Source organism: Gilliamella sp. B2785 (assembly GCF_026537005.1).
GTDB classification, from domain to species: domain Bacteria; phylum Pseudomonadota; class Gammaproteobacteria; order Enterobacterales; family Orbaceae; genus Gilliamella; species Gilliamella apicola_E.
This window is the reverse complement of sequence record NZ_JAFNNC010000009.1, coordinates 14,512-37,117: the sequence shown is the minus strand read 5'-3', so window position 1 is coordinate 37,117 and position 22,606 is coordinate 14,512. Positions and strand designations below refer to the sequence as shown.

Sequence of the window (22,606 nt, the reverse complement as noted above, 5' to 3'; positions counted from 1 at the left end):
ATATAGCATTATATAAGTCATTTTTTATTCATAACTACGTGCATGTCAAAGATTATAAAAGGGATAAAATGGGTTCAGTTTTTGAGATATTTAAAATTGGTATAGGTCCTTCTAGTTCACATACAGTTGGTCCAATGCGAGCGGGTAAGGCGTTTATTGATCAACTGATTGATAATGGGCAAATGCCATTAGTGACAAAAATTGTGGCAGATGTTTATGGTTCTTTATCACTGACCGGCAAGGGACATCATACTGATGTTGCAATTATTCTTGGGTTATCTGGCGAAAAGCCTGATACCGTTAATATTGACCAAATTCCCCATTTTATTCAAACCATGAACCAATGTGGTAAATTACCGATATATAATGGTAAATACCAAATTGATTTTTCAAACGAAAGCATTATTTTTCATTCAACTTTTTTACCATTACATGAAAATGGTATGACGTTAAGCGCTTATCATGGTAATGAACTCATCGTCCAGAAAACCTATTATTCAGTGGGTGGAGGAAAAATTGTTGAAGAGGAGCAGTTTGGACAACAAGAACAGAATTCTGTTGATGTGCCTTATCCTTTTTCAACAGCAGCGCAATTATTGAAGCATTGTGATGATAATTCGTTGTCGGTATCGAGTATTGTGTTAAAAAATGAGTTACAACTGCATAGTTATGATGATGTTGTAAATTATTTTTCTTTAGTTGGACAAACAATGCTTGATTGTATTAAACGCGGCATGAATACTGAAGGATTATTACCTGGTGCGCTTAAGGTTCCACGTCGAGCAAATGCACTTTATCGCCAATTATTGACTAGCAAAAATAATAATGATCCAATGATTATTATTGATTGGATAAATATGTTTGCGTTAGCAGTCAGTGAAGAAAATGCCGCAGGGGGAAGGGTAGTGACGGCTCCTACCAATGGCGCTTGCGGCATAATACCAGCCGTTCTTGCCTATTATGATAAGTTTATCGATCCGGTCTCGCCCGATATTTTTATTCGCTATTTTTTAACTTGTGGAGCCATTGGTTTACTTTATCAAAAAAATGCATCTATTTCAGGTGCTGAAGTTGGTTGTCAGGGTGAGGTCGGTGTTGCTTGTTCAATGGCGGCTGCTGGTCTGGCTGAATTGTTGGGGGGTAATCCTCAGCAAGTTTGTATGGCAGCCGAAATTGGTATGGAACATAATTTAGGTTTAACCTGTGATCCTGTTGATGGTCAAGTACAAGTTCCTTGTATTGAACGTAATGCGATTGCTGCAGTTAAAGCAATTAATGCGACACGCATGGCATTAAGACGCACTACCGCAGCTATCGTTTCGCTTGATAAGGTGATTGAAACTATGTACGAAACCGGAAAGGATATGAATGCAAAATACCGCGAGACTTCACGTGGTGGGTTAGCAATTACTGTTCACTGTAGTTAATAATGAAGAGCTAATTATGTGAGCTTTTTGCTGTACAATGTAAGTAATCACTCACCGAAGTTACTTTAGTGAGTGATAAATGTTAAGTTATAAGTCTTACCGAGTCACTGTTAAAACATTACCACTATTACTCGATGCCACTATTATCGGATTATAAATAAGAGTGGCATATTTAAGTATTACAACAATCTTTTTTGCATCTTTTAATATGCAGATGCATTTAGGAAAATTAATTATTTAGTGCGATTAATCGTTATGCATCTAATTGTTTTCTTAATTGTTGTTTTTTTAAGCTTTCTAAAATCTTGTTATGAATTCCACTAAAACCACCATTACTCATAATCAAAATGGCATCGGTTGGTTTGGCTGATTTTGTTATCATTTCAACTAATAAGTCAATATCAGCTGTCCAATAAGCCGGTTGGATACAGGCATCGACTACATCAGCAACTAACCAAGGTAGTTGTTCTGGTTGGAACATATATATTTCATCAGCTCGACCTAATGATGGAGCAAGTTCATCTTTTGAAATCCCTAACTTCATTGTGTTAGAACGAGGCTCTAATACTGCTAAAATTCGTCGATTTGCACCAATTTTGCTGCGTAATGCTTCTAATGTTGCTAAAATTGCCGTTGGATGATGAGCAAAATCATCATAAATTTCAATGTTATTGACCTCACCATATAGCTCCAAGCGTCTTTTAGCATTTAAAAATGATCCTAATGCTAAACAAGCATCTGCTGGATCTATACCAACATTGTGTGCAGCGGCAATTGCCATTAAGGCATTATGCATATTGTGTTCACCAACTAAAGAATAGTTAACTGTACCCATCTTTTTGTTGTTGTAATAAACATCAAACTGGCTGGCATCGTTAGCAATTTTCTTTGCTAACCAACCTTCTTCAGATTCGGTAAAAGATTGTTTACTCCAACAACCTTTCGCTAATACTTGTTTTAAATTAACATCTTCTTGAGGGGAAATAATTAACCCTTTACTTGGTACTAAACGAACTAGATGATGGAACTGTTTCTGGATAGAACTAAGATCATCAAAAATATCTGCATGATCGAACTCTAAATTATTCATAATCAGTGTTTTTGGACAATAATGCATGAATTTAGAGCGCTTATCAAAGAATGAACAGTCATACTCATCCGCTTCAATAACAAAAAAGTTGCCTTCACCTAATCTTGCTGATACTTCAAAATTACCCGGAACACCACCAATAACAAAACCTTGTTTGTAGCCTTGTTTTTCTAAAATCCAGTTAACCATTCCAGCCGTTGTTGTTTTGCCGTGTGTACCTGCTACAGCAATAACCCAACGGTCTTTTAGTACATTATCATGTAACCATTGTGGTGCAGAGACGTAAGGAATGTTATTGTCCAAAATGTATTCAACACAAGGATTTCCTCTTGATAGAGCATTACCAATGATGACCAGATCAGGAGTTGGCGTTAATTGTGAAGGATCGTCTCCTTCAATAATATCAATATGCTCTTTTTGTAACAGCGTACTCATTGGTGGGTAAACATTTTTATCTGATCCTGTTACTTTGTGACCTAATGAACGAGCTATTAATGCAATACCGCCCATAAATGTGCCACAAATCCCAAGAATATGAATATGCATTTTTTGTCCTTAATGTTGTATAAAATGTACTAATGATAAAACTATTGTATTGCTAATTTTATTTTTATGATTAACTGATCTGATTTTACAGAATCTAGTAATTATAGTCGATCTTAATCGCTTATGCGATAGGCCAAATATGTCTTATCATTAATTTTAGGGTTTGATTTCCTCGAAACTCATTTACATCTAAGTGATAAACAATTTTTGCTTCTTTTATCGTTTGGTCTGGCCACTTTGTTAAATTAACATTAAAACAGATCCCTTCAATTATTGGTCCCCCATTTTTGGGTTCTAATACTAATTTAAGGTGTTTTTCAGCAAATATGCGTTGCTGATGAATAATAAATTCGCCATCAAATGTAGGTTCGATAAATCCTTCACCCCATGGACCAGAGTCTTTTAGTAGTTTTGCAATTGAATAATTAAAATCTTCGTTATTTATCTCGCCATCGGTTTCAATCGTTTGTTCAAGTACCTTCAAATCAAGTTGCTCAGTTATCACTGTTTCTAAAAGATCCCTAAATTTATCTAAATCTTTTTCTTGAATACTTAATCCAGCAGCCATGGCATGACCACCAAAGCTAACCAAAATATCTGGATATCTTTGATTCAATTCATAGAGTACATTTTGTAAGTGAATACCATCTATTGATCTTCCAGAACCTTTCAATAATCCATCTTCTGTCGAAGCGAAACATATCACAGGACGATAATATTTGTCTTTCAATCGTGCTGAGACTATACCAATAACACCTTGATGCCACTCAGGATGATGTACCACTATTGAATTAGGGAAAGTAGTTTTATGTATCTGTTCAACGTGGGATAAAGCTTCTTGATACATCGTTTGCTCAATTAATTTTCGATCACTATTAAGCGTATCAAGATCGGCTGCTTGATTGACTGCACTATCATAGTCTTCACATAGCAATAATTCTACGCTCAGAGACATATTATCCATTCGTCCAGCAGCATTTAGTCTTGGGGCTATATAATAAGCAAGATCTGTTGAGGTGAACGTAAGGGGATCTCGTCTGGAAATATTTAATAATGCTTTAATTCCTTCACAACAATAGCCTGCTCGGATACGACTAACACCTTGATGGACTAGTATTCGGTTATTTAGGTCGAGTTTTACCACATCGGCAATAGTGCCAAGGGCAACTAAGTCTAATAAGCTAGCAATATTAAATTCTTCTAAATTATGTGTGGTGAACCAGTTTTCCTTGCGTAATTTTGACCGTAATGCCAACATAAAATAAAAAGCTACACCAACACCTGCTAAATGTTTTGAAGGAAAAGTGCAATTTGGTAAATTAGGATTGATAATTGCATCCGCAGGAGGTAGTTTTTCTGGACATAAGTGGTGATCGGTAATAATGACGGTTAAATTCGACTGTTTTGCAAATTCGACCGCCTCAACAGCAGAAACACCGTTATCAACAGTAATAATAAGATCCGCTTTTTGTAAAATTGCTTTCTTTACGACGTTAATACTTAAGCCATATCCATCATCAAAACGATTTGGAATAATATAATCGACAAATTGACACCCCATTTTTTTTAACGCTTTTACCGTTAATGCGGTACTGGTTGCGCCATCGGTATCAAAGTCTCCAACAATCATTATTCGCTCATTGTTTTTCATTGCAGAATAAAGAATGTCAACAGCTTTATTGGTACCATCTAGATTGTCGTAGTTACATAGATTACGAGTGGTATAGTCTAGTTCTTGCATAGACGTTATTCCGCGCAATGCATATACTCGCTGCAACAATAACGGAATGTCATTTGATAATTCTGGTAGCGTTTCGGGTAATTTACGATGTATTAATTTATCTGCTTTCATATGATGAATGTTAGCGCGTATGCGCTAACAATTTTTTGTATTCTATAATTTAAAGGTTATAAATTATACAGTACTAGTTATTAGATTTCTTTTTTAAAATTTCGATTAATTTATCAGCCGGAACGTAACCAGAGACAAGTTGTCCATCAGGTAATACTATTGCTGGTGTTCCACTAATACCGAGTTTTTTACCAACGTTAAATTGCTGTGTTACATAAGGGATCATGCTATTAGCAGGTGAAATTTTATTACCTTTATATGCATTTTCAAAAGCGGCTTTGCGATCAACTACACTCCAAATGGATTGCATATTTTTACCTACTTCACTATCTGCTCCTGCTCGTGGAAAAGCAAAATAGTGAACTGAGATGCCTGCATTTAAATATTGCTCAATATTTTCGTGTAATAATTTACAGTAGTGGCATGTGTAATCGGTAAAAACTGAAATAACATATTGTTCATTTGGAGCTTGATAAACAATGGCATCTTTTTCAATTGATTTCATTAATTTTAAGTTATTGCTGTTGGCAATATTTACTGGTTCACTGCCTTCAAGATTATAGATTGGTCCTTGAGTTAAGAATTTACCATCATCAGTGACATAAAAGATACCATCAGGTGTGGTAACACTTTTTAGCCCTTGTATTGGGTTATTTTCGATTGTAATCTCTTTGCTAGAAAAACCTAACTTTTCCATTGTTTTTGTAATATCGGTGTTAGAGGCTAATACTGAAGTTGAGATCAATGCTAAACCTAAACTGATTACTAATTTTTTCATTCAATTATCCTTAGTTTATTGAACCGCTATGCGCGAGGATGATGTTTGCTGTGCAACTGTTTTAATCTTTCTGTTGCAACATGTGTATAAATCTGTGTAGTTGATAAACTACTATGCCCAAGTAACATTTGTACAACACGCAAATCGGCACCATGATTAAGTAAATGCGTTGCAAAAGCGTGTCTAAGTACATGAGGCGAAAGGGCTTCTATATTAATGCCCGTTAGTATGGCATAATATTTTATCCTATGCCAGAAAGTCTGTCGTGTCATTTTTTTACCCAATCGACTTGGAAAAAGAACATCAACAGGGCCATTTTTTAAAAGATCGTTGCGCGCATATTTGAAATAGTATTCAAGCCAATAAATAGCCTCTTCTCCCAAAGGAACTAAACGCTCTTTATTTCCTTTACCAACGACTCTAACTACTCCTTGTCTAAGACTTACATCGCTAATCTCTAGATTCACTAACTCCGAAACGCGTAGCCCTGTTGCATAAAGCACTTCTAACATGGCTTTATCTCGCAATTCTATTGGATCATCAACACTTGGTGATTCAAGAAGAGCATCAACCTGTAATTCTGTTAGATCTTTGGGTAACTTTTTGGGTAATTTGGGCGATGATAATATAGCTGATGGATCATCCGTACGATAATTTTCTTGATATAAATATTGAAAAAAACGTTTAGTCGCACTAAGTAAACGAGCTGAACTACTTGCTTTATAACCATCTTTAACGCGTTGCAATAAAAATTCCTGCAAATTAATTGATTGAGCAGTGATGAAATTAACTTGCTGTGATTGCAGTGATTGGCTTAAAGCAAACAGGTCGAGTTTATAAGATTCGATAGTATTTTCAGAAAGATTTCGTTCCAACCAAATTGAGTCTAAAAATTGTTCAATTAATATTTTATTTTGTGATGATATCTCTTTATCAGACATTAAAAGCCAACTCTTTTTTCGACGATTTTTCCTATTATATACTAACTGCTAATAACTATTCACTTTAGTTTATGTTGGAAGAATCTTTTGTATCTTTTCTTTAGCCTACGATATACTGCACTATCAGTTATTTTTTATAATAAGTTATGCTGAAACGAAATATTAATCTTTTTATTGTGCTATATGCTTTTTTGGTAATAGGTCTTGAAACTTATATTTATTGGCATACACGACTTCGGCCTTGGCAACCAGGAACACCTATCGGGAGAATGGTTTTTTATTACAGTTTTTTTACCGTGTTGTCTAATCTCATGTTGGCATTTAGCTGTTTGTGGTTAGCCTTTAATCCAAACTGTAATCGATATTTATTTAAAGTGATTCGATTAAATGGTTTAATCGGAGTAATTATAACGGCTATTGTCTATAATCTATTATTAAGAAGTATTCATAAACCACCGAGTACATTATTACAATTTACTAATGAGAGTTTACATGTCGTTTTACCTATTGCTGGAGTATTAAGTTGGTTAATATGGGGGCCATTTCGACGCATTCATTTCAAGGTTATCGTTGGCTCGTTTTTGTCAATGCTAATTTATGGTATTTATATCTTCACAAGAGGTTATTTTACTAATCAATATCCCTATCCTTTTATTAATGTAGTGAAGGTTGGTTACGCTAAAGCGCTTTATTCCTCTGGATTGGTTTTTGTGCTGTTTTTAGTCTTGGCTTTTTTATTATGGGGCATTGATTGTTTTAGGAGACGAATATGAAATTATTTATTTATGAACACTGTCCTTTTTGTGTACGTGCAAGAATGATTTTTGGCTTGAAAAATATTCCGGTTGAGCAGCATGTTTTTCTAAGTAATGATGCTAAATCACCAGAAAGCATGATTGGCGAAAAAATGGTACCCATCTTACAAAAAGAAGATGGTAGCTATATGCCAGAAAGTTTGGATATTGTTGCTTATATCGATAGCAATTATGGCGGAAGCCCTATTTTAACAGGACCTAAAAATCCAAAAATTGAAGCTTTGATAAAACAACTTCAACAATATGACTATAAGTTAGAGTGTCCGCGTTATATCAAACTTGGTTTAGCTGAATTTGCTACTCAAGATGCTATTGATAATTTTGTCACAAATAAGAGTAAAAAGATGGGATCGTTTGATGAATGTCTTGCTCAGACTGATTCGTTAATCGCTAAGGTAGCTGATTTATTTACTCAACTTGAATCTTTAATTACTTCACCTAATGCATGTAATGGCTTATTATCTTGGGATGATATTTGTTTGTTCCCAATATTACGCAATTTGACATGTGTTAAAGGACTTAAATTTCCAACTAAAATCAGAGAATATTTAGAATCCATGTCTGAAAAAAGTAAAGTAAATTTATTTTTTGATAAAGCTATCTAATTGGAGATATTTGCAGGAGTATCAAAAAGTAATCAGCTAATTAATTGCTAATTATAAGAGTACAAGTAGGAAGAAAACTTGTACTCTTTTTTGTATTAAATCTTCGTTATAAATTTTAAAAATAATCAATTAATTGCTTAATACAGGATCAATAATTTCAATCTTATCTTTGCCACCATACACATCATACCAAGGTGTTGCGTATTGTTTTAAGATTTTGTTAAGGTGCTCAACATTTTCACGACCAGTTGTATCTAGCCAACGTTTTAAGCCATCTTTACCGCCGTTAGCATATGCTGCCACGCCTTCAAACCAAGTTGCACGACCGCCTAAAATACCACTGTATTTAGCGCCATGTTCGCCAGCAAAAATAAGCTCTTCATGGAAAGTTTTGGTTGGTACACCCGCACTTAAGTAGATAAATGGGCGTGTAGCAGCGTCACTTGCTTGTTTAAAATATTCAGCCGCTTGTTTTTGGGAATATACCACAGGATTATTGTCGTTAAATCCTTCAACATTTTTAAATAGAACTGGCACTTCTACTTTTAAGATATCGATGTAATAGTGATCTTTAGTAAATTCCTCAATAGTTTTGATCACTTTTTGAGGTTTGATTTTGGCAAATTCAGGGCTTTTATCATCAGTCACCACATTATCATAGACAATTGGTTCGACAAATACCGGAATATCAGCGGCTCTCGCTTCATTGCCTAAACGTTCTAAAAAGGCATGTTTTTTATCTAAGATATCTTGAGGATCATCCGGATTATAATAAACAAGGACTTTTGCTGCATCAGCACCTTTTTTCAATAAACGTTGCAATGAATCTTCAGGCAAAATATCGGGTAAACGACCAGGAGTATTGGCATCATAACCAGTTTTTTCATAAGACATGATTAAGCCAGCATTTTTATTTTTTGCCGCCATACCTTTGAAACCAAGTTCTTCATCAAGCAAAATGGCACTAACATATTTGGTTAATTCCTGAGAAACAAGCTCTTTAAATTCATAAACCATGTCAATGTGATAACGCTCTTGACCAACGGCATTTTGCATCATTTTTACCATTGAACCACGCTGATCGATTGCTAATGCTGCAATTACGCCATCTTGGTTAGATAATTGTTGCATACGGTTGAATTTTCCACGAGAAATGCGTTTTGTTGCCATTTTAGAACTCTCCATTTGTTAAGATTTTGTTATTGTAGGTATTTGTATGGCCAACTATTAATCATTTAGTGCTAGTTTTGATTTTTGTTTGCTTTTAGATATTTTCTTTTAAATAACAGCTAGTTCTTGTATAGTAGTACAATTTAATAGACTGATTGTAAACAATTATTTACAAGGATGATTATGCCAAATTCTGCAATTTCCCAAAATGTGAGAACATTAAATAATCAGGATTATAAAACCTTAGCACTTTCAGCATTAGGTGGCGCATTAGAGTTTTATGATTTTATTATTTTTGTCTTTTTTTCAATAACGATTAGCCATTTATTTTTTCCGACTAATATGCCTACATGGTTAAGTCAAGTTCAGACTTTTGGCATTTTTGCTGCCGGCTATTTGATTCGCCCTTTTGGTGGTATTGTGATGGCTCATTTTGGTGATATATTTGGCCGCAAAAGAATGTTTACACTTAGCATCCTATTGATGGCTTTACCAACATTATTTATTGGCTGTCTACCAACTTATGCCAATATCGGTATTTTTGCGCCATTATTACTGTTAATGATGCGATTATGCCAAGGACTTGCCGTTGGTGGTGAAGTTCCTGGAGCATGGACATTTGTTGCCGAACATGTTCCTAAAAATAAAATAGGTCTAGCGTGTGGTATTTTAACTAGTGGATTAAGTTTAGGTATCCTGCTTGGTTCGCTGGTATCGACAATAATGAGTAAAAGTATCTCGGTAGAACAAATGAATGAGTGGGGATGGCGAATTCCATTTATTATCGGCGGTATTTTCGGTTTAATCGCTATGTATCTACGTCGTTGGCTAAAAGAAACGCCGATTTTTCTTGAAATTCAAAAGCGTAAAAATCAAGAATTATCAAGAAAGTTGCCAGTAATTACTGTGATTACCCAATATTTACCCCAAACAATTTTATCGATGCTACTTACTTGGGTGTTGTCAGCGGGTATTATGGTGATAATGTTAATGACGCCAATTTTGTTACAAAAGCAATTTGGTTATTCAGCAATTGAAGCTTTGCAAGGGAATATATTAGCTATCATCGGACTGATTATCAGTTGTACATTTTACGGTATGATGATGGATAAGTTTTCGATGGGCAAAGTACTTGTTGTTGGTTGTATCGTGGCTGCTATCATGATTGCTATATTTTATCTATCACTAGATAATCCGAATCTTCTATTTATCACTTATTCATTAGCAGGTTTTAGTGTTGGAATTGTCGGTTCTTTTGCTTATTTTATGGTTAAAGTGTTTCCAACTCAGGTGCGTTATAGCGGTGTGTCGTTCTCATTTAATATGGCTTATGCCATAGCTGGTGGCTTAACGCCATTACTAATCTCATTTTTTAGTGATTTTGTAAGTAAAATGGCGCCCGCTATTTATGTTGTTGGATTATTTGTGTTAGGTGCATTGATCGGGCTATTTTTATTAATCAATAATAATAGCCAAAAATATATAGCAAAAGATATCTCTTAACATTTAATAGATAATAAAAAAAGTTGAGGAGCGGGGTTTTTTAAGTTCCTCAACAATTATATTTAGCTTATTTTACTGCTTTTTCCCAGCTCAATAGTTCGAATGACTCCAGCTTTCACGCTTCGTTGTAACCCTGCAGCAAAATCACTATTATTTAGTTCATACAAACTATGTATTCCAACTCCGGCTGGCGAGTTATTAATATCAAGTAATTGCCTTGGATGTTTTTGACTTAATTGAAGCATTGAGGCTGCGCCGTGTAAATTTTCAATTGCAATGCGTTTTGCCATATCTCGGGGCAATCCAACTAAAACTCCAGCATCAACTAACGATTCATAAAAATAATAAATATAATTCGGTCCTGCAACGGCATAGCCAGTAAAAATATCAAGCAGTGATTCGTCAATATATTCAAGTTTACCAAAACTTTTGAAGAATTGGGTAACGGATTTTTGTTTCGCAACAGCCTGATCATTCTCGTCGGTAGCAATACCTGAATAACCAAAACCTGTATCGGTAAGTGTATTTGGAATCGTTCTAATAACTGGAAGATCAACTTTTAAGGATTGTTTTATTTGGGCAATTGTTACTCCAGCAATGATTGAAATGATAACAGTCTCTTTAACATCCAATTGTTGAACTATCTTACTCCATGCATCTTGAGGTCTAACACCCAATACAATAATATCTGCATTGACGATTTTGCCAGTTGGGGTAACGCCATAAGTTGAATGTAAATAGTCTAAGCGAGATTTAACAATATCGTTCACTAATATATTTTGGGGTTCATATGTTTTATTTTTTATCAAAGCGCTAATAATCGCTTCAGACATATGGCCACTACCTATAAATAAAATTTTACTCATACTGATAGTTCCTATTTATAATTGGCTAAAAATCATAACTACACCATATGTTTCACTGGCAGGTACGATAATCGTATCATTTTGTAAATTGTATTTAATTTTTCCTTTTTCTAGTGCTTGTTGGGTTTGCGCTAATGATTTTGTTGTGAAGCCTAAAGCAACTTTACGATCTTGGTCGTTATTCGCTTTACTTACTGACGAGCCAAAAAGATGCTGTATTGCATTTGGTGTAAGGTAATCAATAAATTTATCTTCAGCTTTTAGACGTACGCCTCCGTCAATTTCGATAATGTTTGCTGAAGGGAAAGTTTTTTCAAGCAAGTTAATTGAGGAACGGGGTTTTTGAGCTTCAATAATGACTTGATTAATATTTATTACACCATTTGGGTGCGTTTGCCACTCTTTACGCCAAACGAGTTCCGGGGTCAGTTGGTCGCAAAAAAAGATCTGTCCATTTGGTGTATAGGAAGGGTCTAATCTGACGGTTTTAAAACGCGCCTCAGGTTTAGTGCCATCATTTAATTCGACAGGTCTAAAAAAGGATTTAGGACCGTCACCCTCAACTTTTATACCTTGGCTAACTAGTTGTTGATAAAGTTTGTTGGCATCTTTGGTTTTGAAAACCAACCCAGTTAGCCCGTCAGCAAAACACCAACTTTTATCTACTTTACCCGCATTTTGAGGTTCAAAACCTAAAAGCTCAAGATATGTGGTCGTAAATATCGCTAAATTGTTACTTGTTCCTAGTGAATGGTGGCCCCTTGGGGTTGTTGTGAATCCCAGTTTTTGATATTGAGAATTTGCTTGATCGAGCTGATCTGATACGGTGATTACAACATGATCAATTTGTGGACTAAGTGTTGTCATTATATTCACTCCTTAAATATGAATAGCGGGAGACATATCAATTAATCGATGTGGATTCCATCCTTTACCAGGAACCGCATCAAGTAGATCTTTGGTATAAGATGCTGTCGGATTTAGAAAGACTTGTGATGCGATACCTTGCTCGACGATGTTTCCTGATTTCATTACAATAATATGATCACAAATTTGTGCAGCAACTCGCAGGTCATGGGTGATAAATAGAACCGTTAAATCCAGCTTTTTTTGTAATTGCGTTAATAGTTCAAGAACTTGTGCCTGAACTGAAACATCAAGCGCCGATACCGGTTCATCAGCAATCAATATTTTCGGCTCTAATGCTAATGCTCGAGCAAGGCCTATTCGTTGTCGTTGTCCTCCCGAAAATTCATGAGGATAACGGTTTAATGCCTCGCTTTCCAATCCCACCATGTTGAATAACGCTTTTGCTCTTTTGATTGCTTCGTGTTTGTTTGTTCCGTGAAGTATTGGTCCAATCGTAACTTGATCGCCGACTTTTCGACGTGGATTTAATGACGCATAGGGATCTTGAAAGACCATCTGAATATGGCGTGAATATTGTTTAAGTTTTTTCCCTTTTAAATTGGCAATATCTACATCTTCAAAGTTGATTTGACCGCTGTCTATTTCTAATAATTTAATAATGCATCTGGCTAACGTTGATTTACCTGAGCCGCTTTCTCCCACAACGCCTAAAGTACTACCTTTATGTAACTTAAAGCTAACATTATTAACCGCATAGGTTGTACGTCGGTTTTGCTTAAAAAAGCTATGATTGTGATACGTTTTTGATAGGTTGTTCACTTCAAGAATAATTTCTTTATTAATACGTCGAACATCACCAGGAGTAAGGGGAGGGACAGCAGCTATTAACGCTTGTGTATAAGGATGTGTTGGCGAATTTAACACGTCACTTGCCAAGCCTTGCTCAACGAGTTGTCCTTTCTGCATAACCGCAATACGAGTTGCAATATCAGCAACTACACCAAAATCATGAGTAATGAATAATACTGCGGTACCTTTGCGTGATTGTAGTTCGCGAATTAATTCTAATATGCATGCTTGAGTTGTGACATCTAAAGCTGTTGTTGGTTCATCAGCAATCAAAATAGCGGGTTCTAATGCTAATGCCATAGCAATCATGGCACGTTGACGCTGGCCACCAGAAAGTTGATGTGGATAAGCTTTAGCAACAGACTGCGGATTGGGCATTTGCACATCCGTTAATAATTGGATAACTTTCTGATTAATCTCTTGTTTAGTTAACTTAGTGTGGATAGTGAACATTTCACTAATTTGATTAGCGATGGTTTTTAATGGATTTAGCGCAGTCATCGGGTCTTGGAAAACCATACCAATATGCGCACCACGAATTTTACGCATTTGTTCATCATGGTAAGTGAGTAAGTTGTTTCCGTCGTAATCAATCTCACCTTGAGAAGCAATAATACCGTCAGGTAATAATCCCATGATTGCATTGGATAATAAAGATTTACCCGAACCACTTTCACCAACAATACATAGGATTTCGTTAGCATAAAGATTTAGTGAGACATCATTAACCGCATATTTTCGATCCGAACCATGAGGCAAATCTAGGGTTAAATTTTTAATTGATAGTCTTTTTTGATTCATCGTTTTTTTAACCTTGGATTGAGTGCATCATTTATTCCTTGTCCAACTAATGATGCAGATAAAACGGTTAGCAATATTGCAATGCCAGGAATAGCTGAAACATACCATTGTTGACGTAATACTAGTCGCCCATTACCGACCAGATTCCCCCATGATGAAATATTGGGATCGGAAAGGCTCAAAAAAGCTAGCGCACTTTCCATTAATATCGCGGTTGATAAAATAACACTGGCATACATAATTACTGGCGGTAATGCGTTTGGTAAAATCTCTTTAAACATGAGTCTAGTTGAGCTCATACCTATGGTTTTTCCCGCCTGTACAAATTCACGATTGCGTAATGATAAAAATTCTGCTCGAGTTAACCTTGCAACGGGCGGCCAAGAAACAACACCAATTGCAATCACCACAATATTGATTGTTGAACCAAATACCGCAACAGCAACGAGTAATAGTAAAAAGTTAGGTAAAATCTGGAATGCTTCTGTAAGGCGCATCAGTATGTCGTCAACCCATCTTCCGTAGAATCCTGAAATAGCACCAATAACCACACCAATAATAATTGCTATGAATGTTGAGATGAGTCCGATAATCAGTGATACTTTTGCACCATGAAAAAGCTGGGCAGCGATATTTCTTCCTGCCTGATCTGTTCCCAGGATAAATTTAGGATTTGTAAAAGGCCATTGTAATGGGCGACCCGCTAAGCGAAGCGGATTGCCAGGAAAAAACCAATCTGCGCTTAATGCAATTATGATAATTAATAACAGTAAAATTGTACCAATTCTAGCAATTGGGCTACGGAAATAGTCTTTTAATATCGCCATCATTAATGTCCTGTAATGCGTGGATCGAGCTTTGCGTAAAGCATATCGACAATAAAATTAATAATGATAACGAGTATTGCTGAAACAAATACTACGCCAAGTAAAGTGTTTAGATCTCTTTGTACTACAGAATCATAGGCAAGACGTCCTAATCCAGGGATGGCAAAAATGGTTTCAATAACCACCGAACCGCCTAACATGGTGCCTGCTTGTAGGCCGATTAGTGTTATCATTGGTAACATGGCGTTACGTAGTATGTGATTAACCAGTATCTGGCGGCTACTTAATCCTTTCGCTTTAGCTGTTTTTACAAAGTCTAAGGTCGATACTTCAAGTAATGAAGCGCGCATAATGCGTAAATAGATTGCTAGATAAACTAAAGCTAGGGTGGTAGTTGGTAAGATTAAATACCATGCAATATCAAAAAATGCTGAAATACCCGTTAATGATTCGCCGATACTGCCAAACCCACTGGGTGGTAGCCAATTCAAATAAATTGAGAAGAAGACAATTCCCATGAGAGCTAACCAAAATGAAGGTGTTGAATAAAAAATTAGCCCCAATACTGAAATGAGTGTATCTGGCCAACGATTCACTTTTTGAGCAGATAAAATGCCGAGAATTGTTCCGAAAGTAAATGCTAATAGCATTGCACAAACCATTAACAATAATGTAGCCGGTAAACGTTCCAGAATGATATGACTGACAGGTTTGTTATAGATCGCTGATTGCCCTAAATCGAGATGTACTAATCGCCATAAATAATTGATTAATCTTGAACTTGTTGATTGGTCAAGTTCATAATGATGACGCATTTCATCAATAACGCTTGACTCGGCACCACCAATTTGGGCAAGTAAAGCATCCACTGTATCGCCAGGCGCCAATTGCAATAATAAAAATAGCGCGATTAGTATGATAACCAGTGCTGGAATCGTGGTTAATAATCGTCTAAGTGCTAAAGTCAGTATATGCGTCATCATTTCACCTTAACTTAGTGTTCTATCCATACATCAAACCAACTACTTGATGGCCAACGTGCTGTATTATGATGATTGTGTACTTTGTTATTAATCACTGAGATGAATTCACGTTCTGTTGCGAACCAGAGTGGTAGTTCAGTATTCACGACATCAACTAGTTGACCATAAAGTGCTTTACGTTTGACTGGATCTATTTCAGTTGCGGCACTATCGATTAATTGGTCGACAGCATCTGATTTCCAGCCATATTGATTTGTCCAAGGCGCTCCTTCAGGACTGCCAGAACGTAACCAAACAGTTGTCGATACTGCTGGATCGCCTCTATATTGGTGCCATCCTGTTGCAATATCAAAATCGTGGAGTTTATAAACGGCATTTAAAGCGCCAGCAGTGTCGAGATTAACGATAACCACATTAATGCCGACTTCAGCTAAAGATTGTTGGATAAATGTTGCAAAAAGTGGAACATCTTCACCATTATTAATATGGACTAATTTTAAGGTAAAACGAGTGCCGTCAGCTTTTCGTGGATAACCCGCTTCATCTAATAATTGTTCAGCTTTTTCTCTATCAAAAGGGTAAACAATTTTACTGTCTTTAGGGTAAAAAACGTTTGATGATGGAATAATACCGGTTGCAGGCTTACCAAATCCGTATAAAAAGTCATCGATGAAGAAAGGAATATCGAGTGATTGAACAATTGCTTTGCGAACGTTTAGGTTAGCAATGATCGGATTGCGGAAGTTAAATTCTAAAGTATTATTGAAAATATTTGCTTGAGAACCTTTTGTTAAAACCTCAAATTTTGAGTTTTGTTTGAATCGATTAATATCAGCAAGGCTTAATTTTGAGTATGCACTTAAATCAATTTGTCCACTTTCAAGTGCAGCTGATGCTGAAGAGTTATCGTTAATAATGCGCCAGATTATTTTATCTAAATAAGGATATCCTTTTCGCCAATAATCAGGATTGCGTTCAACAATAATATGTTGTCCTCGTTGATATTCAACGAACTTGAATGGCCCAGTCCCTACGGGTGCGGTGTTATAAGGATTATTTAATACATCGGTACCTTCGTACAAATGTTTGGGAACAACATAGCCAAGATCAACTAAAGCTCTTAATAGTAAATCTAATGGCATTGGACGAGAATAATTGAATACCACTGTATGGTCATCAGGTGTATCGACAGAGGTTAAATTAAGTTGTAATGCAGTTGAGAAATTTAATCTTTTTTTCCAAAATTCTAATGCGTTATATTTTACATCTTGTGATGTAAAGGGTTTACCATCGTGCCATTTGACACCTTCGCGTAATTTGAATGTTATTGTTTTTCCATCCGGTGAGGAAGTCCATGATGTAGCAAGAACAGGAACAATTTGGCCATCTGCATCGAGATCAACTAATGATTCAACTACTTTTCCTGATACTTCATATACCCCCGTTGAAGCGCGTAAAGCAGGGTTGAGAACTCTTTGTTCTCCTGAATAATGGACAACTAGTGTTCCACCTCGTTGCGGTGTTTTTTCATCCGCCACCGAATAAAATGGCAACAAAATTGAGAGTAGTCCTATAATAAATGTCTGTTTTATATTGAATAATTTCATGTATGCTCCTTGTTGTCACCATATTTTCGGTATTTATAACAATGAAAATTTTTAGGATTTAACTATAAAAATTTTTAGTAAAGTTGAGAAATGCCGATATCGCATATTTATATTACTTTTAGTTATATATTTACTCGCGAGGCTAACTTGTAGAATTTTTATGATCACCAGTTTTTTAAGATGTTTAGGGTAAATATCGCATATACACAATAAATTAAAAATAATTCTCATTTTTATTGATAATTGTGAAATAGCGCATATTTTTTCTAAATAAATAGGCTAAAATAAAAGCAGTTATGTTTTTAAATTGTAATTATCTAGGAGAAACAAATGAAAGCTGCAGTTATTAGACAAGAGTGCGATGGTCAAGTTGAAATTAAAGATATTCCTGTACGTCCTTTAGAAGCGGGGGAAGCTTTAGTTGAGGTTGAATATTGTGGACTTTGTCATACCGATCTTCATGTTGCAGCTGGAGATTTCGGTAAAAAACCTGGTCGTGTAATTGGTCATGAAGGTGTCGGTATCGTGACTAAAATTGCGCCTGATGTAAAAAGCTTGAAAGTTGGTGATCGTGTCAGTATTGCATGGTTTCATGCAGGTTGTGGTACTTGTGAATATTGTATTTCCGGTAACGAAACATTTTGTCGTAGTGCATTAAATTCTGGTTATACTGTTGATGGCGGTATGGCTGAGCAATGTATTGTTAAAGCTGATTATGCGGTAAAAGTCCCTGATGGATTAGATCCAGCTCAAGCAACAAGTGTAACTTGTGCGGGGGTTACCACTTATAAAGGAATTAAGGTAGCTGATACTAAACCAGGTCAATGGCTCGCAGTATTTGGAATTGGTGGTCTTGGAACTTTGGCTATTGAATATGGTAAGAATGTTTTTAATAACAAAGTTGTTGCTATTAGTAACAGTGATAGCCAGTTAGAATTGTGTAAAAAACTTGGTGCTGATTTAGTTGTTAATCCTAAAAAGGTGGAAGATGTTGGTGCCTATATTAAAGAGCATACAGGTGGTGGTGTTCATGGTGCAGTTGTGACTTCAGTTACTAAAACTGCATTTAATCAGGCTATAGGTTCTGTTCGTCCATTAGGTCGTGTTGTTGCATTAGGTCTCCCTTCTGAAACAATGGATTTAAGTATTCCTAAGACAGTTTTAGATGGTATTCAAGTTTTAGGTTCGCTAGTTGGTACACGTGAAGATTTAGCCGAAGCATTTCGTTTTAGTGCTGAAGGTAAAGTTGTGCCAATAGTTGAAAAACGCCCATTTGAAGATATCAATAATATGATTGATGAAATGAAAGCGGGTAAAATTCGTGGTCGTATGGTTATCGATATGAAAATGAAGAAAAAATAATCATTATCATTGAATTGTTAAAAGTCAGCTTTATGCTGACTTTTTTATTAAACAGAATGTTAACTATTTTATAACTTGTATGACTTTTTTTAGATTAAGAATAATCTTTCTTGTGTTTTATAAATAAAACCCTATCATAAGCCAATTTTGCTTGCTTAATTGATAGATTTAAGGGGTTGTTTATGTCTGAGCACAATTTAGAGAATAATTTGCGGAAAGATTTGGGTTTACTTTCTGCACTATCACTAGTTGTTGGAATGGTTTTAGGGGCTGGTGCCTTTATGAAACCGCCAGCGGTACTAGAAGTAGCTGGGGATTATAATTTTGCCTTGTTAGCTTGGATAATCGGTGGTGCTTTTTCTATTTGTGGTGGTTTAACACTCTGTGAATTGGGCGTTATGTTCCCGAAAACAGGTGGCATGTTGGTTTATTTAGAAAAGATTTATGGTGCAAAAGTTTCACATCTATATGGTTGGATGATAACCGTTTTATTTGCGCCATCATTAGTAGGCGCATTGGTAGGATATTTTAGCTCAGTTTGTTGTTTATTATTTGATATCAATGATTCTTATCGATTGGCGGTTAGTGCTGGGGTTTTGGGGTTCATTGCATGTATCAATTCAATAGGGGTTAAACAAGCTGGATATCTGCAAACCATCGCTACTTTTTGTAAACTCATTCCAATTTTGTTGTTAGCAATATTTGGATTATGGAAAGGTAATGGTCAAGTTGCATTATTTAGTTCAAGCGGCCAAGGAATTGAAACTACTGCGCCATTTGCAGTAGCAATATTGGCAACCTTGTTTGCTTATGATGGTTGGGCGCAAGTAGCGTCCGTTGCTGGTGAAATTCGTAATCCATCAAGAGTGTTACCCAAAGCCATTATTCTCGGCATTATATTTTTAGTAATAGTTTATGCCTGTATTAATATTGCATTATTCAAAATATTTCCTGTAAAAGAGATGGTTACGCTTGGACACGATGCATCTGCGGTGGCTTCACAACGAATGTTTGGACATTTAGGTGGTAATTTAGTTGCAGTTGGCATTATGGTTTCAATTTTAGGCGGTATCAATGGTTATATCATGACGTTATCGCGAACTATGTTTAGTATGGCGGAACGAGGTACAATTATTGGAGCACGTTTTTTAAGTACCATTGATGAAGATAGCCGTTCTCCGGTTAATGCCATTATTGTTTTGGTCATTTTTTCATTTTTGTATTCAATATTACTAGATGCTGATCGGTTATCTGAGATTTCAATGTTTGCGATTTGGGTATTTTATCTACTTACTTTTGTTGGCGTGATTATTGCCAGAAAAAAATATGCTGACGTGGCTAGGCCTTATAAAGTTATCGGTTATCCTATTATTCCCATTGTGGCTATAAGCGGAGCAGCTTATGTTATTTATGGTATGTTGATTTATCAAACTGTAAACGGTATTGCTTCAATCTGTTTGACATTGATAGGTTTACCTTTGTACTACTATTATTACAGAAAAAATCATAATAAAGAGCTTTCACTTGGTGAAATGAAAAGATATCGTGTCAAAACACAATACGTTATTGCTTGTGGAACTTTAATCGTTATAACTGCATTAATTGTGTATGGTTATATCATTAATTGAAATATATTCCTTAATAAATACATTCAATAAACCGACTATTGTCGGTTTATTTTTTTAAATTTAGATATAACTTGAAATTAAGCTATAAATATTTTGATCATAATAAGTGCCATTAAGATATTCTGCTTGTTTAAGTGTTCCTTCATAATCAAAACCACAACGCTTAGCGACTTGATTACTTTTTAAATTAGTGACAGAACATTTAATGACAAAACGTTTAATAAGTTTTTTTATCGCATAATAATGTGTGAGTGCTTGGATAGCTTGTGTAATAATACCCTTACCTTGTGCTTTGCTATCTAGCCAATAGCCTATATAAGCTGTTTTATTGCTTTTATCAATGTGGTTAAAGGAAAGTAATCCAACTGGTATGTTATTATTTAAAATGACATAGGTTTTAGTTTCATCTTGTTGATGTTTGATAAAACAATCTGCTAAAAAGTTAGCCGTATCTGACTCGCATTTGTTTGGCCATGCCATAAATTGACTGAACAAAATACGATTTGAATCAATAATGTGATATTAGCATAATAAACCGTTGCGGTTTTTAGATAAATATCTTCAGTGACATAAATTCCATTTTGTTGGTTATCATTCATTTTTTATTCCTTTAAAAAACAACTATACAATGACTATTTTTATAAAATTGCCAGACTGATTAGTCTGGCAAATTAGATGGATTTTAATCTATACAATATTATCTATTAATCATTATGGGTATCGCTTTTCGGTTTAGCTACATAGTTATACACAACTAATAAAGCGAAGATACCAACAATAATCATCATGATAACATCTTTATTAAACCATTTTGCCATATTACCAAGTAAAATGCCTACACCACAAAAATCGACATCAGAAAACGTTGTATTGGCAAAACCAAGTGATCCTAACACAGGTAATAATACCACAGGTAAGAATGTCACTAATAAACCATTAGCAAATGCGCCAAGCATTGCGCCTCGACGTCCACCCATTGCATTACCAAATACACCAGCAGTTGCACCACAGAAGAAATGTGGAACCACGCCCGGTAAAATGAGCACAGCGTTAAGTTGACCTAGAACAAATAATCCGACTAATCCACCTAAAAAGCTGAATAAAAAGCCAATTAATACGGCATTAGGGGCATAAGGGAAGACGACAGGGCAATCTAAAGCTGGTTTTGCATTTGGGACTAACTTTTCAGAAAACCCTGTAAATGCCGGGACAATTTCAGCAAGTATTAAGCGTACACCTTGCAATATAATAAAGACGCCTGCGGCAAACGTAATTGCCTCAATAATGGCATAAACTAAATAATTATCACCACTGCTAAGATTGCTTTCAACATAATTTGAACCGGCAAATACAGCTAAAATAAGGTAGATAATCATCATGGTTAACGAGATTGAAATTGAACTGTCACGTAAGAAGCTTAAGTTTTTTGGCAAATTCATCTCTTCGGTTGAACGAGATCCTTTTCCAACTGCCATTCCAAGCCAACCAGCTAAGACATAACCTAGTGTACCAAAGTGACCAAACGCGACATCGTCATTACCAGTAATTTTGCGCATTTGTGGTTGAGCTAAAGCTGGGAAAAACGCCATAATTAGCCCTAAAACTAATGCGCCAGTAAAGACTAATTGCCAATCTTTAAACCCTGAGACAGTTAAAATAATACTAATCATACAAGCCATATAAAAAGTGTGATGACCTGTTAGAAAGATGTATTTTAAACGAGTAAATCGAGCAACGATAATATTTGCAATCATGCCAAACGCCATAATTAAAGCAGTTGCTGTGCCATACTCATTTAATGCCATTGAAACAATGGCTTCATTGTTGGGAACAATTCCTTGTAGTTCAAATGCTTGTTCAAACATTAAGCCTAATGGGGTAATGGCACTGATGAGTACTGTTGCACCACCGCCTAATACCAAGAAACCTAAAATAGTTTTAATGGTTCCTTTAACCGTATCGGCAAACGATTTACGCTGAGCCAATAATCCTACCATTGCGATTAAACCAACAAGTACCGCTGGAACTTTTAGGATATCAACAATAAATTTTACTATTTCCTGAATCATAGTAACACCTCAAAATT

20 protein-coding genes are annotated in these 22,606 nt (G+C 35.7%); 6 read left to right on the top strand and 14 right to left on the bottom strand.

Translation table 11 applies throughout. The features are described 5' to 3' along the window. The first annotated feature begins 68 nt into the window (after positions 1-68). Positions 69-1,427: an L-serine ammonia-lyase gene (locus J3U24_RS10380; protein ID WP_065735040.1), complete on the top strand. Its 1,359-nt coding sequence runs from the start codon at positions 69-71 to the stop codon at positions 1,425-1,427. A gap of 253 nt (positions 1,428-1,680) precedes the next feature. Here the strand turns inward: J3U24_RS10380 and mpl are convergent, their stop codons facing one another. From mpl to xerD, 4 genes are all read right to left on the bottom strand, one after another. After that, positions 1,681-3,063 carry a UDP-N-acetylmuramate:L-alanyl-gamma-D-glutamyl-meso-diaminopimelate ligase gene (gene mpl, locus J3U24_RS10375; RefSeq protein WP_065562024.1) on the bottom strand — a complete coding sequence of 461 codons (1,383 nt, stop codon included), beginning with the start codon at positions 3,061-3,063 and terminating at the stop codon, positions 1,681-1,683. Between the two features lie 121 nt (positions 3,064-3,184). After that, entirely contained in the window at positions 3,185-4,915 is a 1,731-nt protein-coding gene (gene recJ / locus J3U24_RS10370) for a single-stranded-DNA-specific exonuclease RecJ (RefSeq protein ID WP_267337702.1), read from the bottom strand. Between the two features lie 73 nt (positions 4,916-4,988). Further along, positions 4,989-5,693 (bottom strand): bifunctional protein-disulfide isomerase/oxidoreductase DsbC, encoded by a 705-nt coding sequence (gene dsbC / locus J3U24_RS10365; protein WP_267337701.1) that lies wholly within the window; start codon positions 5,691-5,693, stop codon positions 4,989-4,991. A gap of 26 nt (positions 5,694-5,719) precedes the next feature. Continuing rightward, positions 5,720-6,634 (bottom strand): site-specific tyrosine recombinase XerD, encoded by a 915-nt coding sequence (gene xerD, locus J3U24_RS10360; RefSeq protein WP_267337700.1) that lies wholly within the window; start codon positions 6,632-6,634, stop codon positions 5,720-5,722. 146 nt (positions 6,635-6,780) lie between these two features. Here xerD and J3U24_RS10355 point away from each other — a divergent pair, with 146 nt between their 5' ends. Continuing rightward, positions 6,781-7,407, top strand: a complete 627-nt coding sequence (locus tag J3U24_RS10355; RefSeq protein ID WP_267337699.1) for a Pr6Pr family membrane protein — start codon at positions 6,781-6,783, stop codon at positions 7,405-7,407. Continuing rightward, the gene (grxB, locus tag J3U24_RS10350) at positions 7,404-8,054 is read left to right on the top strand and encodes a glutaredoxin 2 (RefSeq protein WP_065562029.1); all 651 of its coding nucleotides are present in this window, start codon (positions 7,404-7,406) and stop codon (positions 8,052-8,054) included. Before J3U24_RS10355 ends, grxB begins: the two co-directional genes overlap by 4 nt. 129 nt (positions 8,055-8,183) lie before the next feature. Here the strand turns inward: grxB and J3U24_RS10345 are convergent, their stop codons facing one another. Continuing rightward, positions 8,184-9,224 (bottom strand): tagatose 1,6-diphosphate aldolase, encoded by a 1,041-nt coding sequence (locus J3U24_RS10345; protein WP_065735046.1) that lies wholly within the window; start codon positions 9,222-9,224, stop codon positions 8,184-8,186. Between the two features lie 183 nt (positions 9,225-9,407). Here J3U24_RS10345 and J3U24_RS10340 point away from each other — a divergent pair, with 183 nt between their 5' ends. Beyond that, positions 9,408-10,727, top strand: coding sequence for an MFS transporter (locus J3U24_RS10340; RefSeq protein WP_267337697.1), 1,320 nt, complete (start codon positions 9,408-9,410; stop codon positions 10,725-10,727). 62 nt (positions 10,728-10,789) lie between these two features. On the opposite strand, the gene J3U24_RS10335 is transcribed toward J3U24_RS10340, so the two are convergent. From J3U24_RS10335 to J3U24_RS10310, 6 genes are read right to left on the bottom strand one after another with little or no spacing between them, the layout of a single operon-like run. Then, the gene (locus J3U24_RS10335; RefSeq protein ID WP_267330965.1) at positions 10,790-11,593 is read right to left on the bottom strand and encodes a pyrroline-5-carboxylate reductase family protein; all 804 of its coding nucleotides are present in this window, start codon (positions 11,591-11,593) and stop codon (positions 10,790-10,792) included. A 15-nt stretch (positions 11,594-11,608) separates the two neighbouring features. Further along, positions 11,609-12,460, bottom strand: coding sequence for a VOC family protein (locus tag J3U24_RS10330; protein WP_267329302.1), 852 nt, complete (start codon positions 12,458-12,460; stop codon positions 11,609-11,611). A 12-nt stretch (positions 12,461-12,472) separates the two neighbouring features. Further along, a complete protein-coding gene (locus J3U24_RS10325) occupies positions 12,473-14,113 on the bottom strand; it encodes an ABC transporter ATP-binding protein (protein ID WP_267337696.1) in 1,641 nt (546 codons plus the stop codon). Continuing rightward, complete coding sequence (locus tag J3U24_RS10320; protein ID WP_220225593.1) at positions 14,110-14,940, bottom strand: ABC transporter permease; 831 nt, start codon at positions 14,938-14,940, stop codon at positions 14,110-14,112. The genes J3U24_RS10325 and J3U24_RS10320 overlap by 4 nt, the downstream gene beginning before the upstream one ends. 2 nt (positions 14,941-14,942) lie before the next feature. Next, positions 14,943-15,920 (bottom strand): ABC transporter permease, encoded by a 978-nt coding sequence (locus J3U24_RS10315; RefSeq protein WP_267346998.1) that lies wholly within the window; start codon positions 15,918-15,920, stop codon positions 14,943-14,945. 14 nt (positions 15,921-15,934) lie between these two features. Then, complete coding sequence (locus J3U24_RS10310; RefSeq protein WP_267332337.1) at positions 15,935-17,530, bottom strand: ABC transporter substrate-binding protein; 1,596 nt, start codon at positions 17,528-17,530, stop codon at positions 15,935-15,937. 330 nt (positions 17,531-17,860) lie between these two features. Between J3U24_RS10310 and adhP the strand changes: the two genes are divergently transcribed. Next, on the top strand, positions 17,861-18,892 hold the full coding sequence (gene adhP, locus J3U24_RS10305; RefSeq protein ID WP_065735054.1) for an alcohol dehydrogenase AdhP: 1,032 nt from the start codon (positions 17,861-17,863) through the stop codon (positions 18,890-18,892). Positions 18,893-19,074: 182 nt separating this feature from the next. After that, positions 19,075-20,520 carry an APC family permease gene (locus J3U24_RS10300; RefSeq protein WP_267332336.1) on the top strand — a complete coding sequence of 482 codons (1,446 nt, stop codon included), beginning with the start codon at positions 19,075-19,077 and terminating at the stop codon, positions 20,518-20,520. Between the two features lie 60 nt (positions 20,521-20,580). Here J3U24_RS10300 and J3U24_RS10295 read toward each other — a convergent pair whose 3' ends face one another. The 3 genes from J3U24_RS10295 to J3U24_RS10285 form a co-directional block, all read right to left on the bottom strand. Then, a complete protein-coding gene (locus J3U24_RS10295) occupies positions 20,581-21,000 on the bottom strand; it encodes a GNAT family N-acetyltransferase (protein WP_267330970.1) in 420 nt (139 codons plus the stop codon). Then, complete coding sequence (locus J3U24_RS10290) at positions 20,955-21,119, bottom strand: hypothetical protein (RefSeq protein WP_267337693.1); 165 nt, start codon at positions 21,117-21,119, stop codon at positions 20,955-20,957. The genes J3U24_RS10295 and J3U24_RS10290 overlap by 46 nt, the downstream gene beginning before the upstream one ends. A gap of 105 nt (positions 21,120-21,224) precedes the next feature. Further along, positions 21,225-22,589: a PTS ascorbate transporter subunit IIC gene (locus J3U24_RS10285; RefSeq protein ID WP_267330972.1), complete on the bottom strand. Its 1,365-nt coding sequence runs from the start codon at positions 22,587-22,589 to the stop codon at positions 21,225-21,227. Positions 22,590-22,606 lie beyond the last annotated feature (17 nt).